Consider the following 16,661-nt stretch of genomic DNA (forward strand, 5'->3'; position numbering starts at 1 on the left):
CGGACGATACCCCGATCGATCAACGGCCGATGCTCTTGAGGTAGTCGGCGCGCGCGGCCAGCGCGGTGTCGGTGAAGTCGGTGAACACGCCGTCCACGCCGAGCTTGTAGTACACGCCGTACTCGTTCTTGCCGTCCTTGTTGTAGTCGGAGGCCAGGCGGCGCGACTCGTTGCGGAAGGTGAAGGGGTGCACGAACAGGCCCGCCTTGTGGGCGTCGGCGATCAGCGAGGTGGGCGCCGTGGAGGTGGCGTCGGCGTCGTTGATCTTGCCGTCCTTGTTGACGTCCACCGGCTTGCCGTCGGCGCCGATGGTGCCCTTGATGCTCACGATGTAGCGCTTCCAGGGACCGATGCCGTCGGCGTACGTCTTGATCTCGGCCAGGCCCGCAGGCGTGACCATGGCGTCGAAGTTGCGCTTGTCGCCGGCCTTGGTCCAGTCGTAGGGGCGGTCGCTGGGCACGGCGAAGGTCACGGCGCCGGTCTTCAGGTCGACGCTGTCGCCGTCGATGAGCTGGATGAGCCTGGTGTTCAGGCCCTTGCTCTTCATGTACTTGAGGCTGCCCGGCTCGAAGGACTGCACGTAGATGGGCGCGGTCTTGCTGTTCCAGCCGGCGGCGTTGATGGCGGCGACGACCTTGTCTTCCAGGGGCAGGCCCAGGTCGCGGAAGTAGGTCGGGTTCTTGGTTTCGGGGTAGATGGCGATGGTGCGGCCGGTTTCCTTCGACTTGGCCTTGGCGAAGTCGATGATCTCCTGGAAGGTCGGCACCTTGTACTTGCCGTTGAATTCCTGCGGACGCTCGGCGTCGGTGGAGATGGCGCCCAGGGTCTTGATCTCGGCCAGCGTGAAGTCGTTGCTGAACCAGCCGGTCTGGGTTTCGCCGTCGACCTTGATGGTCTTCTTGCGCGAGGCGAAGCGGGGATGCTTGGCCACGTCGGTGCTGATGGCGAGGTTGGGGTCGTGGCGGGCAATGAGCACGCCATCCTTGGTGGAGATCAGGTCCATCTCGATCACGTCGGCGCCCAGTTCGATGGCGCGGGCATAGGCTTCGAGGGTCTCTTCCGGCAGATAGCCCGAGGCGCCGCGGTGGGCAATGACCAGCGGCGGGTTGCCATCCAGCGTGAGCAGCTTGCCGGTGCCGCCGGAAGGTCCGGTGCTGCTGCAGGCGGCCAGTGCGAGGGCTGCGGTGGCGGTCAGGGCGATCTGAAGAGAGGTGCGCATGGTCGAGGGTTCTCAGTCCGGAATGAAGAGGCGCAGGGTACTCGTTTCGCGTGACAGCTTCGACATCCGCGCACGCGCGGCGCCGACTTCCGGGAGAATGTGTTGCATGCTCCATACGCTTTCCCCCAAAGCCTGCTGATGGCCCAGACGCTGGTGCGCATGAACACCATCAGCGCCAACAGCAACCTCGAACTGATCGACTTCGCGCAGAGCCACCTCGCGGCGCTGGGCGTGAAAAGCCGCATCACCTACAACGCCGAACGCACCAAGGCGAACCTCTTCGCCACGCTGGGCGAAGGCAAGCCGGCCGGCGTGATCGTCTCGGGCCACACCGACACGGTGCCCTGGGACGGCCAGGACTGGAGCGTCGATCCGCTCTCCGCCGTGGTGCGCAACGAGCGCCTCTACGGGCGCGGCTCGGCCGACATGAAGAGCTTCATCGCCATCGCGCTGTCGAACGCGAAGCGCTTCCTGGAGAGCGACTCGCCCTTCGCGGTGCACTTCGCCTTCAGCTACGAGGAGGAGATCGGCTGCTTCGGCGTGAAGGAGCTCATCGCCGACATGCGCGACGCCGGCATCAAGCCTTTGGCCTGCATCGTGGGCGAACCTACCAGCATGGTGCCCGCCATCGCGCACAAGGGCGTGTACCGCTACAAGTGCTGCGTGCGCGGCAAGGAGGCGCACTCCTCGCTCACGCCGAAGTCGGTCAACGCCATCGAGATGGCGGCCCGCGTGATCGGCAAGGTGCGCGACATGGCCGAGGGCTTCGAGCGCAGCGAGCCCCGCTACGAGGGCTTCGACGTGCCCTTCAGCACCGCGAGCGTGGGCCAGTTCCACGGCGGCATCGCCGACAACGTGGTGCCGCGCGACGCCGAGTTCCGCTATGAATTCCGCGACCTGCCCACCGCCGACGCCGGGAAGATGCAGGCCGAGGTGGTCGCCTACGCGGGCAGCCTCGAACCCGGGATGAAGAAGGTGGCGCCCGACACGGGCTTCAGCTTCGAGACCATCTGCGAGATCCCGAGCTTCCTCGGCGCGGCCGACAACCCGATCACCAAGCTGGCGCAGCGCCTCTCGGGCGAGGAACGCACCACGCTGGTGGCATTCGGCACCGAAGCGGGTCTTTTCAAGAACGCCGGCATCCCCACCGTGGTGTGCGGCCCCGGCAGCATCGAGCAGGCGCACCAGCCCGACGAGTACGTGAGCCTCGAACAGCTCGCGCGCTGCGAGCTGTTCATGGAGCGCCTGGCCTCCACGCCGAGCATTGGCTGAGAGCGCCGGCAACATCGACTCGTCGCGGCGCATGAAGCGCGTCGCGCTCGGCCTGCTGTGCGGCGCCGCGCTGCTCTATGCGCTGGCGAGCGTGCTGCATGCGCGGCATCCGGCCTGGGGCTACGTGGCGGCCTTCGCCGAGGCCGCGATGGTGGGCGCCATCGCCGACTGGTTCGCGGTGGTGGCGCTGTTCCGCCATCCGCTGGGCCTGCCGATTCCCCACACGGCCATCATCCCGAGCAACAAGGACCGCATCGGCGCCAAGCTGGCGGGCTTCATCTGCGACAACTTCCTGAGCACCGCCCAGGTGCTCGGCAAGCTGCGCCAGTTCGACGCGGCCGGGCGCATCGCCGACTGGCTGGCGCGGCCCGCCAGCGGCGAGAAGCTCGGCGAATGGGGCGTGGCCGCCACGCGCTACGGGCTCTCGGCCTTCGACGACGAGCGCGTGCGCGACTTCATGGGCCGCGCCGCCGCATCCGGCCTCGGCAAGATCGACCTCTCGCGCCTGATGGGCCAGGCACTGGACGCGCTCACCGCCGGCGGACGCCACCAGGCGCTGCTCGACGACGTGCTGCAGCAGGTGGCCGGCCTGCTCGAAGGCGAGGAGGTGCAGGCGCACATCACCGACGCGATCGCGCGCGAGATCAAGACGCTGCGCTACGTGGGCCTCGACCAGGTGGCGGCCAAGCTGGCCACGCGCAAGATCGTCGCGGCGGTGGCGCGCACCATCGGTGAGCTCGCGGCCGAGCCCGACCACCCGATGCGCAAGCGCTTCGACCACTTCGTCGACGACTTCGTGGTGCGCCTGAAGCTGGACCCGGAGTTCCAGCAGCGAGGCGAGCAGATCCGCGCGGAGCTGGTCGCGCACCCTGCCCTGGGCGACTACCTGCACGGGCTGTGGGGCGAGCTGCTCGCGTGGCTGCACGACGACCTGGGCTGCAACGACTCGACCATCCGCCGGCGCATTGCATCGATGGCCGGCGCGCTGGGCGCGCGGCTGCAGGGCGACGAGGCCATCCGCCGCTGGATCAACGAGCAGATCGAGGCGGCCGCGCCGCTGGCCATCGAGCGCTACCGTGAGGACATCCGCCGCTACATCGAGGAGCGCGTGGGCGAATGGAACGCGCAGGAGATGACGGTCGAGCTCGAGCGCCACATCGGGCGCGACCTGCAGTTCATCCGCATCAACGGCACGCTGGTGGGCGGGCTGGTGGGGCTGCTGATCCACACGGCGACGCAGCTCCTGCGCGGTTGACACGCGGCTGAGCAAGCTCGGGTAATCCACAGCGGACGAAAGTCCGCATCGTGTCCCCGGCGGGACTCCACGGCCTCAGGGCGCTCCTAGACTGCTTCGCGCATCAACAAGAGGAGACACCCACCATGCACCGTCGAAGCAGTCTCGGCGCCCTCGCGCTGACCGCCACCCTCACCCTGCTGGGCGCCTGCGGCAGCCTCGCGCCGCCATCGGCCACGCGGCCCGCATCCTGGGGACCGCCCGAAGCGCTGGTCGCGCCGTCGGCCTTCGCCGGGGTGCACGGGCTGGCCATCGACGCCAAGGGCCGGCTGCTGGCGGGGTCGGTGCTCGGCAACACGATGTGGGAGGTCGACCGCAACACCGGCGCGGCCAAGGTGTTCATCGACGCGCCCGAAGGCCAGGCGGACGACATCGCCGTGGGCCCGAAGGGCGAGCTCGCCTGGACCAACTACCTGATGGGCATGCTGCGCTACCGCGAGAGCGACACGGCGCCGATGCGCGTGCTGGCCAAGGACCTGCCGGGCATCAACTCGCTGGACTTCGACCGCCGCAACGGCAAGCTCTACGCCTCGCAGGTGTTCCTGGGCGACGCGCTGTGGGAGATCGACCGCGAGGGCCAGAAGCCGCCGCGGCTCATCAAGAAGGACATGGGCGGCTTCAACGGCTTCGAGGCAGGGCCCGACGGCATGCTGTACGGGCCGCTCTGGTTCAAGGGCCAGGTGGTGAAGATCGACCCGGCCAACGGCAACATGACCGTGATCGCCGACGGCTTCAAGATTCCGGCGGCCGCCAACCTCGACGGCAAGGGCAACCTCTGGGTGGTCGACGCGCGCAGCGGCGAGCTGGTGCGGGTGGAGCTGGCCACAGGCCGCAAGACGGTCGCGAAGCAGCTGCGGCCCTCGCTCGACAACCTGGCCATCGCCAGGGACACGCCCGACGGAACGATCTACGTCTCGAACATGGCGAACAACGAGGTGCAGGCCTTCAACCCCGCCACCGGCGAGCTGCGCACGCTCACCAGCGGCAAGGTGGCGGCGCCGGCGGGCATGAAGATCGACGGCAACGACCTCTGGGTGGCCGACGTCTTCGGCTTCCGCCAGGTCGACGTGCGCACCGGCGAGGTGCGCGACGTGTTCCGCATGCAGCGCGACCCGGACCTGGACTACCCCTTCGCCGTCGGCCTGTCGCCGAAGCTCTTCGCGCTGAGTTCGTGGTTCACGGGCTCGGTGCAGCTGGTCGACCGCCAGACCCTGAAGACGGTCGAGACCATCCACGGCCTGAAGGCGCCGTTCGACGCCATCCCCATGCCGGACGGCAGCGTGATCTACGCCGAGATCGCCACCGGCAGCATCACGCGCGCCAGCGGGCCGAAGTTCGCGCAAAAGTCAGTGCTCGCCAGCGGCCTGAACGGCCCGGTGCAGATGATCGTCGGGCAGGACGGCGCGCTCTATGTAACCGAGGCGGCCGGCCGGCTGCTGCGCATTCCGCTGGACGCCAGCGCCCCGCTGCGCGCGGTGGCCGAGGGGCTGGCCCTGCCCGAGGGCCTGGCGCAGACGCCCTGGGGCAGCTTCATCGTGGCCGAGAGCGCGGCGCGCCGGCTGGTGGAAATCGCGCCAGACGGCAGCCGCCGCACCGTCGCCGAGAACCTGCCGATCGGCCTCGCGCCGGGGCCCGGGCTGCCTCCGCCCTACGTGGTGACGGGCGTCGCGGTGGGCCGCGACGGCACGGTCTACATGGCCGCCGACCGCAACAATGCGATCTATCGGATTCGTCCCGTAAGGTAGGGTAACAATAAGTGTAAATTTCAGTTTACTTTTACAAACAAACATTACAGACTGCGCGGGACGTCTTGTGGCGTCCCGTCCGCATCCGGCGGCGGGGGGTCCGCGAGGCGCTCTTTTGACCTGAAAGGGACATCGAATGACTCCGCTCGTCGTAGGCCAGATCCTGTCGCCCGAGTACTCCCTGGGCATGGTGGCGCTCTCCTTCCTCATTTCCTTCGCGGGCTCGCTGGTGGCCTTGATCTGCGCCGGGCGAATGGTCGGCGCGGACGGCAAGCCCAACCTCGCCGTCGTGACCTGCGCGGCGGTGGCGCTGGGCGGCATCGGCATCTGGTCGATGCACTTCATCGGCATGCTGGCGTACCGGCTGCCGGTGGCCATTTCGTACAACATGCCGCTCACGGTGGTGTCGCTGGTGGCGGCCATCCTGATTTCGGGCATCGCGCTGTACATGGCCGGCGGGCGGCGCAAGTTCAGCCGGTCGGGCTGGCTCGGCGGCAGCCTGCTGGCGGGCATCGGGGTGTGCGTGATGCACTACATGGGCATGTTCGCGATGAACATGCGCGCCTCGATGAACTTCGACCTGACGACGGTGGGGCTGTCGGTGCTGATCGCCGTTACCGCCGCCGCGGCGGCCCTGTGGCTGGCCTTCAACCTGCGCAAGTTCACGCACAAGGTCGCGGCCGCCGCCGTGATGGGCGTGGCGGTCTGCACCATGCACTACGTGGGCATGAGCGCGGCCAGCATGGTCTGCACCGCCGCTGCGCCGGTCGACGCGCTGGCCATCGGCGGCAGCTACATGGGCCTGACGGTGTTCGGCACGGCCGGCGCGGTGCTGATCTTCATCTACTGGGTGGTCACCGGCAGCAGCCTCGACGCACCGGTCGCCGCCCGCCGGGTCCGCGCCAGCTAGTAAGCGCAAGCGGGCGCGGCGCCCGCATCCTAGAGTCGGTGCAGAGCGAAAAAACGATCTGCACGGACTCTCACATGCCAGTCATCGAATCCCGGCTGCAAACGGCCGGCGACACCTTCCAGGCCAACCGGTCCAGCATGCTGGCGCTGCTCGGCCAGGTGCGCGAGCACGAGGCCCGCGCCGTCGCGGCATCCGGGGCCTCGGCCGAGCGTTTCGCCAGGCGCGGGCAGCTGCTGCCGCGCGAGCGCATCGCGCTGCTTCTGGACACCGGCGCTCCCTTCCTGCCGCTGGCCTCGCTGGCCGGCCTCGGGCAGGACAACCCCGATCTCTCGAAGAGCGTGCCCGGCGGCGGCCTGATCTCCGGCATCGGCTACGTCTCGGGCGTGCGCTGCATGGTCAACGCCTCCGACTCCGGCATCGACGCCGGCGCGCTGCAGCCCATGGGCCTCGACAAGCAGCTGCGCGTGCAGGAGATCGCGCTGGAGAACAGGCTGCCCTACGTGCAGCTGGTGGAAAGCGCCGGTGCCAACCTCATGCACTACCGCGTGCAGGACTTCGTGCGCGGCGGCAACATCTTCCGCAACCTCGCGCGGCTATCGGCCGCCGGGCTGCCCGTGGTGACGGTGACGCACGGCTCCTCGACCGCGGGCGGCGCCTACCAGACCGGGCTTTCCGACTACATCGTGATGGTGCGCGACCGCACGCGCGCCTTCCTCGCGGGGCCGCCGCTGCTGAAGGCCGCCACCGGCGAGATCGCCACGGAAGAAGAACTCGGCGGTGCCGTGATGCATACGCACATCTCGGGCCTGGGCGACTACCTCGCGGAGGACGACAGCGACGCCATCCGCATCGCGCGCACCATCCTCGGCGGCATCGACTGGGCGCGCGACGAGGCGCCGCGCCAATTCGCGCCGCCGCGCCATGACGCAGAGGAGCTTCTCGGCATCATGCCCAGCGACGGCAGGCGGCCGGTGGACATGCGCGAGGTCATCGCGCGCATCGCCGACGGCTCCGAGTTCCTGGAGTTCAGCGAGCACTACGGCAGCGCCACCGTCTGCGGCCACATCCGGCTCGAAGGGCATGCCGTGGGCATCATCACCAACAACGGCCCCATCGACTCCGACGGCGCCACCAAGGCCACGCACTTCATCCAGGCCTGCTGCCAGACGCGCACGCCCATCGTCTACCTGCAGAACATCACCGGCTACATGGTGGGCCGCGCGCACGAGGAGGCCGGCATCATCAAGCACGGCGCGAAGATGATCCAGGCGGTTTCCAACGCCACGGTGCCGCAGGTCACGCTGCTGTGCGGCGCCTCTTACGGCGCCGGCAACTACGGCATGTGCGGCCGCGGCTTCGCGCCGCGCTTCTGCTTCAGCTGGCCCAACGCGCGCACCGCCGTGATGGGCGGCGAGCAGGCGGCGAAGACCATGGCCATCGTGATGGAGGCCGGCATGGCGCGAAAGGGCGCGGTCGACCAGGCGAAGATCGACGCGATGCAGCAGCAGGTCATCGAGCGATTCGACCGGCAGATGAGCGTGTTCACCACCAGCGCCCTGCTGCTGGACGACGGCGTGATCGACCCGCGCGACACCCGCGCCGTGCTGGCCGAGGTTCTCTCGGTATGCCGCGACGCCGACGCCCGCGTGACCCAACCCATGCAGTTCGGGGTGGCACGGCCATGAGCAAAGGCAGCAACACCACCACCGGATTCCGCAAGGTCCTGGTCGCCAACCGCGGCGAGATCGCGGTGCGCGTGATGCGCACGGCGCGCGCCATGGGCTATCGCACCGTGGCCGTGTACTCCACCGCCGACGCCGGCTCGGAGCACGTGCGCTTCGCCGACGAGGCCGTGTGCATCGGCGAGCCCCTGCCCGCCCAGAGCTACCTGAACATCGCCGCGATCGTCGAGGCCGCGCGCGCCAGCGGCGCCGACGCGGTGCATCCGGGCTACGGTTTCCTCGCCGAGAACGCGGCCTTCGCGCAGGCCTGCCGCGACGCCGGGCTGGTCTTCATCGGCCCCTCGCCCGAAGCCATCCGCGCGATGGGCGACAAGGCCGGCGCCAAGCGGCTGATGCAGGCGGCGGGAGTGCCCTGCATTCCGGGCTACCAGGGCGAGGACCAGAGCGAAAGGACACTCGCAGCCGAAGCCGCGCGCATCGGATGGCCGGTGATGATCAAGGCCACGGCCGGCGGCGGCGGGCGCGGCATGCGGCTCGCGGCATCGGCCGCCGACTTCGCCGCGCAGCTGCGCAGCGCACAGTCGGAAGCGCTCAACGCATTCGGCGACGCCACCGTGATCCTGGAGCGCGCCATCGTTGCGCCGCGCCATGTCGAGGTGCAGGTTTTCGCCGACCGGCACGGCAACGCCATCCACCTCGGCGAGCGCGACTGCTCGGTGCAGCGCCGGCACCAGAAGGTGGTCGAGGAAGCACCCTCGCCCGCCGTCTCCGAAGCGCTGCGCGAACGCATGGGTGCCACGGCCGTGGCGGCGGCGAAAGCCATCGCCTATGAAGGCGCGGGCACGCTCGAATTCCTGCTCGATGCCGAGGGCCGGTACTGGTTCATGGAAATGAACACGCGCCTGCAGGTGGAGCACCCGGTGACCGAGATGGTGACGGGCCTCGACCTGGTCGAACTGCAGCTGCGCGTCGCGGCCGGAGAGCCCCTGCCGATCTCCCAGCAGGACGTGCGCATCGCCGGCCACGCGATCGAAGTGCGCCTGTGCGCCGAAGATCCGCAGCAAGGCTTCATGCCGCAGAGCGGCACGCTCGCGGCATGGCGTCCTTCCGCCGCGCTGCGCACCGAGCACGCCCTGCGCGACGGCGCCGAGGTGCCGCCCTTCTACGACTCGATGATCGCCAAGCTGGTGGCGAGCGGACGCACGCGCGAGGACGCAAGACAGCGGCTCCTTGCCGGACTGCAGGACACCGTCGCGCTCGGCATCCCGACCAACCAGCAGCTGCTGCAGCGCACGCTGTCGCACGAAGTCTTCGCGAAAGGTGCGGCGACGACCGCATTCGTGGCCGACCACGTCGACGAACTGCTCGCCGCCGACGAAGCGGGCCGCGACCGCGCAGCGCTGCTCGCCGCGCTGCTGCTGCAGCTCGGCGAACGCGGCTGGCCCTCGCCGCTGGCGCACACGCTTCCAAACTCCCTGCGCTTCGAGCTCGACGGCACGGTGCACGCCGCACGCGTGACGCCACGCGGCGCCGCCCGCTTCGACGTCGCGCTGGACGGCAGAGAGCCGGTGCAGCTCGCGCTGCTCGCATTGCCCGGCGACGGCAGCCTGCGCTTCTCGTGCAACGGACTGTCCGCGCAGGCATTCGTCGCGCGGCACGACGGCTGCGTGTTCTTCCACCACGACGGACAGGCCCACCGGCTCGACGACCTCACGCACGTCGCCGCTACCCGCGCCGATGCCGGTGGCGGCGATGGCCTGCTGCGCGCATCCATGAACGGCCGCGTGATCGCGCTGCTGGTGGCCGAGGGCGAGGCAGTCGCCGCGGGCCAGCCGCTGGTCACGCTCGAAGCGATGAAGATGGAGCACGTGCACTGCGCGCCGCGCGCAGGCAAGGTCGCCCTGCATGTCGCGGTGGGTGCGCAGGTGGCGGCGCGCCATGTGGTCGCACAGGTCGCCGATGCATGACAGAGACAGCGCTCACGTCTTCCCGAAAGCCATCCACATGAACGCACCTTCTTCCTCCCACTATCGCTCCGTCTTCGCCCCTGGGCTCTTCGACGGCCAGGTCGTCGTCGTCACCGGCGGAGGCTCCGGCATCGGCCGCTGCACCGCACACGAGCTCGCGGCGCTGGGCGCACAGGTGGTGCTGGTCGGCCGCAAGCCCGAGAAGCTCGACGCGGTGCGCGCCGAGATCGAGGCCGCCGGCGGCAAGGCGTCCACGCAGGCCTTCGACATCCGCGACGAAGACGCGGTGCGCACGGCAGTCGCGAGCATCGTCGCCGCGCACGGCCGCATCGACGGGCTGGTCAACAACGCCGGCGGCCAGTACATCACGCCGCTGCATGCGATCTCGGCCAAGGGCTGGGAGGCGGTGATCCACACCAACCTCACGGGCGGGTTCCTGGTCGCGCGCGAGTGCTACCTGCAGAGCATGCAGGCCAACGGCGGCGCCATCGTCAACATCGTGGCCGACATGTGGGGCTCCATGCCCAACATGGGCCACAGCGGCGCGGCGCGCGCGGGCATGGTGAGCTTCACCGAGACGGCCGCGCTCGAATGGGCCGCGAGCGGCGTGCGCGTGAACGCGGTGGCGCCGGGCTACATCGCCTCCAGCGGCATGGACCACTACCCGCCCGAGGCTGGCGACATGCTTCGCGCCATGCGCAAGACCGTGCCGGCCGGCCGCTTCGGCAACGAGGCCGAGACCTCCGCCGCCATCGTCTTCCTGCTGGGCCCGGCCGCGAGCTTCATCAGCGGCAGCGTGCTGCGCGTGGACGGCGCACGCCCGCAGGTGCGCATGGGCTGGCCGATGGCGATTCCCGACGCGCAGGCGCAGCAGCGCGCGGCGGTGAAACCCTTCGACGGCTTCCACCTCGCGCAGCAGCCGCGCGTGTTCCAGGACAAGTGAAGAAACGAGAAAAGAAAGAAAGACCGGAGACCACCTCATGCAGTACAGCCACGAACACCTCGAGATCCAGAAGACCCTGCGCCGCTTCATCGACGACGAGATCAACCCGCACGTGGACGAGTGGGAAGAGGCCGAGATCTTTCCCGCGCACGAGGTCTTCAAGAAGCTCGGCAACCTCGGCATGCTGGGCCTGAACAAACCCGAGGCCTTCGGCGGCGCGGGCCTGGACTACTCGTACGCGATGGCCATGGCCGAGGCGCTGGGCCACATCAGCTGCGGCGGCGTGCCGATGGCCATCGGCGTGCAGACCGACATGTGCACGCCCGCGCTCGCGCGCTTCGGCAGCGACGAGCTGCGCCGCGAGTTCCTGGCGCCGGCCATCGCGGGCGACATGGTCGGCTGCATCGGCGTGAGCGAGCCCGGCGCGGGCAGCGACGTGGCGGGCCTGAAGAGCTACGCGCGCAAGGACGGCGGCGACTACCTCATCAGCGGCCAGAAGATGTGGATCACCAACAGCCTGCAGGCCGACTGGATGTGCATGCTGGTCAACACCGGCGACGGCCCCGTGCACCGCAACAAGTCGCTGGTCATGGTGCCGATGGACAGCCCCGGCATCGAGAAGGCGAAGAAGCTGCGCAAGATCGGCATGAATTCGAGCGACACCGGCCTCATCTACTTCGACAACGTGCGCGTGCCGCAGCGCTACCGCATCGGCGAGGAGGGGCAGGGCTTCGTCTACCAGATGCAGCAGTTCCAGGAAGAGCGCCTCTGGGCTGCGGCGAGTTCGCTGGAGTCGATGGAAGACTGCATCGCGCAGACCATCGAATGGGCGCAGCAGCGCCAGATGTTCGGCTCCACGCTGGCCGACCAGCAGTGGGTGCAGTTCAAGCTGGCCGAACTCAAGACCGAGGTGGAGGCCTTGCGCGCCCTCACCTACCGCGCCTGCGACCTGCATGTGCAGGGCGAGGACGTGCTCGAACTCGCGTCGATGGCCAAGCTCAAGACCGGCCGCCTCACACGGCAGGTGGCAGACACCTGCCTGCAGTTCTGGGGCGGCATGGGCTTCACGCTGGAGAACCGTGTCTCGCGCCTGTACCGCGACGGCCGGCTGGGCTCCATCGGCGGCGGCGCGGACGAGGTGATGCTGGGCATCCTCGCCAAGACCATGGGCATCGCCAAGCGCCCTCCCCGCGGCTGAGCAGGAAGCCGATCGCATGGACGCCGGGCTGCAGGCAGACCGCATCGCGCTCGCCGACACGGTGCGGCGCTTCGCAGAAACCGAGATCGCGCCGAACGTACAGGCCTGGGACGACGCGGGCGAGTTTCCGCGCGCGCTCTACGCACGCGCCGCCGAGCTGGGGCTTCTGGGGCTGGGCTATCCGGAAGAACTCGGCGGCACCCCTGCCTCGTATTCGCTCAAGCTGCCGGCGTGGGTCGCGCTCGCGCGCCATGGCAAGAGCGGCGGCGTGCTCGCAAGCCTGTTCTCCCACAACATCGGCCTGCCGCCGGTGGTGCTGCACGCGAGCGACGCAGTGCGCCGCGAGGTGGTGCCGGCGGTGCTGCGCGGCGAGAAGATCGCGGCGCTGGCCATCACCGAGCCCGGCGGCGGCTCCGATGTGGCGGCGCTGCGCACCACGGCACGCCGCGATGCAGACCACTACGTCGTCAACGGCGAAAAGACCTTCATCACCTCGGGCATGCGCGCCGACTGGATCACCGTGGCCGTGCGCACCGGCGAGGGGCGTGGCGCGGGCGGCATCTCGATGCTGCTGGTGCCGGGCGAGGCGGTCGGCCTCACGCGCACGCGGCTGTCGAAGATGGGTTGGCTCTGCTCCGACACCGCCACCCTGCACTTCGACAACGTGCGCGTGCCCGCGCGCTACCTGCTGGGCGACGACGGCGCGGGCTTCCGCATGATCATGGGCAACTTCAACGGCGAGCGCATCGGCCTCGCCGCGGGCGCGCTGGGCTTTTCGCAGGCATGCCTCGACGAGGCGCTGGCCTGGGCACGCGAGCGAAAGGCCTTCGGCGCCGCGCTCATCGAGCACCAGGCGGTGCGCCACAAGCTGGTCGACATGCAGATGCGCATCGCCTCCACCGAGGCATGGATCGAGGCGGTGTCGGCGCAAGGCGATGCGCTGGAAGCGGCCGGCCAACACAACGCCCCAGAATGGGTGGCACAGATCTGCATGCTGAAGAACCACGCCACGCAGACCATGCAGTTCTGCGCCGACCAGGCGGTGCAGATCCTCGGCGGCATGGGCTTCATGCGCGGCACGGTCAGCGAGCGCATCTACCGGGAGGTCAAGGTGATGATGATCGGCGGCGGGGCCGAGGAGATCATGAAGGAGCTGGCAGCGAAACAGATGGGCTGGTAGGTAGCCTTCCGAGGGGCGTGGGGACGTGGGAGGGAACGCCGCCGCGCGCCCGGTGTCCAACCATCCAGCGCTTTCGCTGGGTCGCAGGAGACCGACATGCTCTCTCTCACCTCAGGTATCGGCGCCGTCATCCTGGTTCTGCTGGCGGTGCTGCTCTTTTCCGCGATATGGATCTTCCGGGAATACGAACGCGGCATCGTCTTCACCCTCGGGCGTTTCTCGAAGGTCGCGGGCCCCGGGCTGGTGTTCGTGATACCGGCCATCCAGCAGGTGGTGCGCGTCGACCTGCGCACCGTGGTGCTCGAAGTGCCCACGCAGGACGTGATCTCGCGCGACAACGTGTCGGTGAAGGTCAGCGCGGTCGTCTACTTCCGCATCGTGGACGCCGAGAAGGCCATCGTCCAGGTCAAGGATTTTTTCAACGCCACCAGCCAGCTCGCCCAGACCACCCTGCGCTCGGTGCTCGGCAAGCACCAGCTCGACGACATGCTGGCCGAGCGCGAGCAGCTCAACCTCGACGTGCGCGAGTCGCTCGACGTGCAGACGGCCTCGTGGGGCATCAAGGTGTCGAACGTGGAGATCAAGCAGATCGACCTCACCGAGTCGATGGTGCGCGCCATCGCGCGGCAGGCCGAGGCCGAGCGCGAGCGCCGCGCCAAGGTGATCCACGCCGAAGGCGAGCTGCAGGCCTCGCAGAAGCTCTTCCAGGCCGCGCGCGTGCTGGCGCAGGAGCCGCAGGCCATCCAGCTGCGCTACCTGGAAACGCTCACCGTCATCGGCGCGGACAAGAACACCACCATCGTGTTCCCGCTGCCGGTGGACCTGTTGGCGAGCTTCATGGGCAAGCAGGCTGCCTAGCGCTCTGCTGCACGCAAAGGCGGAAAGCGGAAAACTGTTCTCCACCTCCAGAGGCCTGCCGCGCATGGCCTTTCGCGGGGCGCCTGCTTATCATCGTCCGCATGTTCAAGCACATCGTGATGTGGGACCTGCGTGGCGACACGCCCGAAGAAAAAATGCAGGCCCGCGCGCTGCTCAAGCGCAAGTTCGAATCGCTGCGTGGGCAGATACCCGGCCTGTTGCACCTGGAGGTCGGCGTCGATTCGAGCCGCGTGGGCTACGCCTGCGATGTGGTGCTCTACAGCGAGTTCGACAGCCAGGCTTCGCTCGATGGCTATGCCACGCATCCGGCACACCTGCGCATTCGCGAGGAGCTGGGCGATCTGCGGATCGCGCGGCATCAGGTGGATTACGCGGTGGACTGATCGGCAGCGGTCAGTCGTTCGCTTCGGGGGCATCTCCCCGCGCGGCAGCAAGCGCAGCCGCCGCCCGCAGCTTGTCCTTCTTGCTCGGCCGCTTCCCCTTGATCCCCCCCGTGCCCGAGGCATCGACCACCGGCGGCGCGGTTTCCACCGGCTCGAAGCCTTCGACGCGCTCGCGCGGCAGCTTCAGCCCATTGCGCTTCTCGATCAGCCGGAAATGCGCCTCGGTGGCCGCGCTCACGAAGCTGATGGCGAGGCCGCTCTCGCCCGCGCGGCCGGTGCGGCCGATGCGGTGGATGTAGTCGGTCGGCGAGCGCGGCAGGTCGTAGTTGATGACCACGGGCAGCTGGGCGATGTCGAGGCCGCGCGCGGCGAGGTCGGTGGCGATCACCACGTCCCAGCGGCTCTGCTTGAACTGCGAAAGGATGTTGTTGCGGGTGCCCTGCGCGATGTCGCCGTGGAAGGGCACGGCGTAGATGCCGTTGCGGTAGAGCTTCTCGGCCACGGTCTGCGCCGCGTGCTGCGTCGCGACGAAGACCAGCACGCGGTCCCATTCGTTCTCGTGCTGCTCGAGCAGGTGGCGCAGCAGCTGGGTGCGGCGGCTGGCGTCGACCTCGATCACGCGCTGCACGATGTCGGGCGCGGTGCCCGGCTCGCCCTGCACGTCGACGATGGCGGGGTCGTGCAGCGTGCGGTCGGCCAGCGCCTGGATGGCCGGCGGGAACGTGGCCGAGAAGAACAGGTTCTGGCGTCGCTTCGGCAGCAGTTCGAGGATGCGGCCCAGCTCCTCGGCGAAGCCGAGATCGAACAGGCGGTCGGCCTCGTCGAGCACGAGCATGGCGACCGCACCGAGCCTCAGCGCGTTGTGCTCCACCAGGTCGAGCAGCCGGCCCGGCGTGGCGACGACGATGTCGGCGCCGCCGCGCAGGCTCATCATCTGCGGGTTGATCGACACGCCGCCGAAGGCGGTGACGATCTTCAGGCGCTCGGGCAGGTGCTGCGCCAGTTCGTGCATGGTGTCGCCGACCTGGGCCGCGAGCTCGCGCGTGGGCACCAGCACGAGCGCGCGCATGCGGCGCGGGCCTTGCTCTCGTGGCTCGGTCAGCCGTTGCAACAGGGGCAGGGAAAATGCGGCGGTCTTGCCGGAGCCGGTCTGCGCCGAGCCCCGCACGTCGCGGCCTTGCAGAATCGCGGGAATGGCCGCAGCCTGGATGGCGGTCGGCGTTGCGAAGCCGCTTCGGGCGGCAGCCTGCACGAGCGCGGGGGCCAGGCCCAGTGAGTCGAATGGCATGTGTGTGAGCGCGACGGGCAAGAGAGAGAAAGAAAGTAGAAAGAAAGAGGCGTATCGGATGTCGACGATGAAACAGCAGCGCGCCAGTCAGTCCGGCGGTGGCACCCTGGTGTATTCCACCGACGGTGGCGGGCGCATGTGTCCCGGTTGCGGCGAGCCCGTGGCCCGTTGCCGCTGCAAGGAGCTCGAAAAGGCACGCAGCACACCGGCCACCGACGGCATTGTGCGCGTGTCGCACGAGACCAAGGGGCGCAAGGGCAAGGGCGTGACGCTCATCAAGGGGGTGGCGCTCGACGCGGCGGCGCTGCTGGCACTGGGCAAGCAGCTCAAGGCGGCCTGCGGCACGGGCGGCACGGTGAAGGACGGCACGATCGAGATCCAGGGCGACCACCGCGAGACGGTGATCGCCGCGCTCTTCAAGCTGGGCCACACGGTCAAGCGGACGGGAGGCTGAGCGCGCAATGAACCCCGAAGACCTGCAACGACTGGTAACACTTGAAATGCCCTTCGGCAAATACAAGGGCACGCTGATCGCCGACCTGCCCGGCAATTACCTGAGCTGGTTCGCACGCGAGGGTTTTCCCTCGGGAGAGATCGGCAGGCTGCTCGCTTTGATGCATGAAATAGACCACAACGGGCTTTCCGACCTGCTGAAACCGTTGCGAAACCGCCCTTCGAGCCAGGGAGTTACCCGATAACGC

The 16,661-nt window shown here is 68.8% G+C and carries 15 protein-coding genes; 13 read left to right on the plus strand and 2 right to left on the minus strand.

Features of this window, described 5'->3' with window-relative positions; genetic code table 11:
• Positions 1-19: 19 nt before the first annotated feature.
• Positions 20-1,219, minus strand: a complete 1,200-nt coding sequence (locus AC1VNX_RS32690; protein ID WP_483161661.1) for a glycerophosphodiester phosphodiesterase — start codon at positions 1,217-1,219, stop codon at positions 20-22.
• 138 nt (positions 1,220-1,357) lie between these two features.
• Between AC1VNX_RS32690 and argE the strand changes: the two genes are divergently transcribed.
• The 11 genes from argE to AC1VNX_RS32745 all read left to right on the plus strand — a co-directional run bounded on the left by argE (position 1,358) and on the right by AC1VNX_RS32745 (position 14,672).
• Entirely contained in the window at positions 1,358-2,491 is a 1,134-nt protein-coding gene (gene argE / locus AC1VNX_RS32695) for an acetylornithine deacetylase (RefSeq protein WP_483161662.1), read from the plus strand.
• The gene (locus AC1VNX_RS32700) at positions 2,484-3,746 is read left to right on the plus strand and encodes a DUF445 domain-containing protein (protein WP_483161663.1); all 1,263 of its coding nucleotides are present in this window, start codon (positions 2,484-2,486) and stop codon (positions 3,744-3,746) included. The genes argE and AC1VNX_RS32700 overlap by 8 nt, the downstream gene beginning before the upstream one ends.
• 125 nt (positions 3,747-3,871) lie before the next feature.
• A complete protein-coding gene (locus AC1VNX_RS32705; RefSeq protein ID WP_483161664.1) occupies positions 3,872-5,530 on the plus strand; it encodes a Vgb family protein in 1,659 nt (552 codons plus the stop codon).
• Positions 5,531-5,666: 136 nt separating this feature from the next.
• A complete protein-coding gene (locus tag AC1VNX_RS32710) occupies positions 5,667-6,440 on the plus strand; it encodes an MHYT domain-containing protein (RefSeq protein ID WP_483161665.1) in 774 nt (257 codons plus the stop codon).
• Positions 6,441-6,514: 74 nt separating this feature from the next.
• Positions 6,515-8,125, plus strand: a complete 1,611-nt coding sequence (locus AC1VNX_RS32715) for an acyl-CoA carboxylase subunit beta (protein ID WP_483161666.1) — start codon at positions 6,515-6,517, stop codon at positions 8,123-8,125.
• Positions 8,122-10,089: an acetyl/propionyl/methylcrotonyl-CoA carboxylase subunit alpha gene (locus AC1VNX_RS32720; RefSeq protein WP_483161667.1), complete on the plus strand. Its 1,968-nt coding sequence runs from the start codon at positions 8,122-8,124 to the stop codon at positions 10,087-10,089. The genes AC1VNX_RS32715 and AC1VNX_RS32720 overlap by 4 nt, the downstream gene beginning before the upstream one ends.
• 37 nt (positions 10,090-10,126) lie before the next feature.
• Complete coding sequence (locus AC1VNX_RS32725) at positions 10,127-11,032, plus strand: SDR family oxidoreductase (RefSeq protein WP_483161668.1); 906 nt, start codon at positions 10,127-10,129, stop codon at positions 11,030-11,032.
• A gap of 37 nt (positions 11,033-11,069) precedes the next feature.
• Positions 11,070-12,230, plus strand: coding sequence for an acyl-CoA dehydrogenase family protein (locus tag AC1VNX_RS32730; protein ID WP_483161669.1), 1,161 nt, complete (start codon positions 11,070-11,072; stop codon positions 12,228-12,230).
• 16 nt (positions 12,231-12,246) lie between these two features.
• A complete protein-coding gene (locus tag AC1VNX_RS32735; protein ID WP_483161670.1) occupies positions 12,247-13,410 on the plus strand; it encodes an acyl-CoA dehydrogenase family protein in 1,164 nt (387 codons plus the stop codon).
• A 96-nt stretch (positions 13,411-13,506) separates the two neighbouring features.
• Positions 13,507-14,268, plus strand: coding sequence for a slipin family protein (locus tag AC1VNX_RS32740; RefSeq protein WP_483161671.1), 762 nt, complete (start codon positions 13,507-13,509; stop codon positions 14,266-14,268).
• 101 nt (positions 14,269-14,369) lie between these two features.
• Positions 14,370-14,672 carry a Dabb family protein gene (locus tag AC1VNX_RS32745; protein WP_483161672.1) on the plus strand — a complete coding sequence of 101 codons (303 nt, stop codon included), beginning with the start codon at positions 14,370-14,372 and terminating at the stop codon, positions 14,670-14,672.
• Positions 14,673-14,682: 10 nt separating this feature from the next.
• Here AC1VNX_RS32745 and AC1VNX_RS32750 read toward each other — a convergent pair whose 3' ends face one another.
• Positions 14,683-15,960 carry a DEAD/DEAH box helicase gene (locus tag AC1VNX_RS32750; RefSeq protein ID WP_483161673.1) on the minus strand — a complete coding sequence of 426 codons (1,278 nt, stop codon included), beginning with the start codon at positions 15,958-15,960 and terminating at the stop codon, positions 14,683-14,685.
• Positions 15,961-16,018: 58 nt separating this feature from the next.
• On the opposite strand from AC1VNX_RS32750, the gene AC1VNX_RS32755 reads away from it, so the two are divergent.
• A complete protein-coding gene (locus AC1VNX_RS32755) occupies positions 16,019-16,414 on the plus strand; it encodes a translation initiation factor Sui1 (protein WP_483161674.1) in 396 nt (131 codons plus the stop codon).
• A 7-nt stretch (positions 16,415-16,421) separates the two neighbouring features.
• Positions 16,422-16,658: a DUF3820 family protein gene (locus tag AC1VNX_RS32760; protein ID WP_483161675.1), complete on the plus strand. Its 237-nt coding sequence runs from the start codon at positions 16,422-16,424 to the stop codon at positions 16,656-16,658.
• Positions 16,659-16,661: the final 3 nt, after the last annotated feature.

Source organism: Variovorax sp. TLI9-5A, assembly GCF_056867935.1.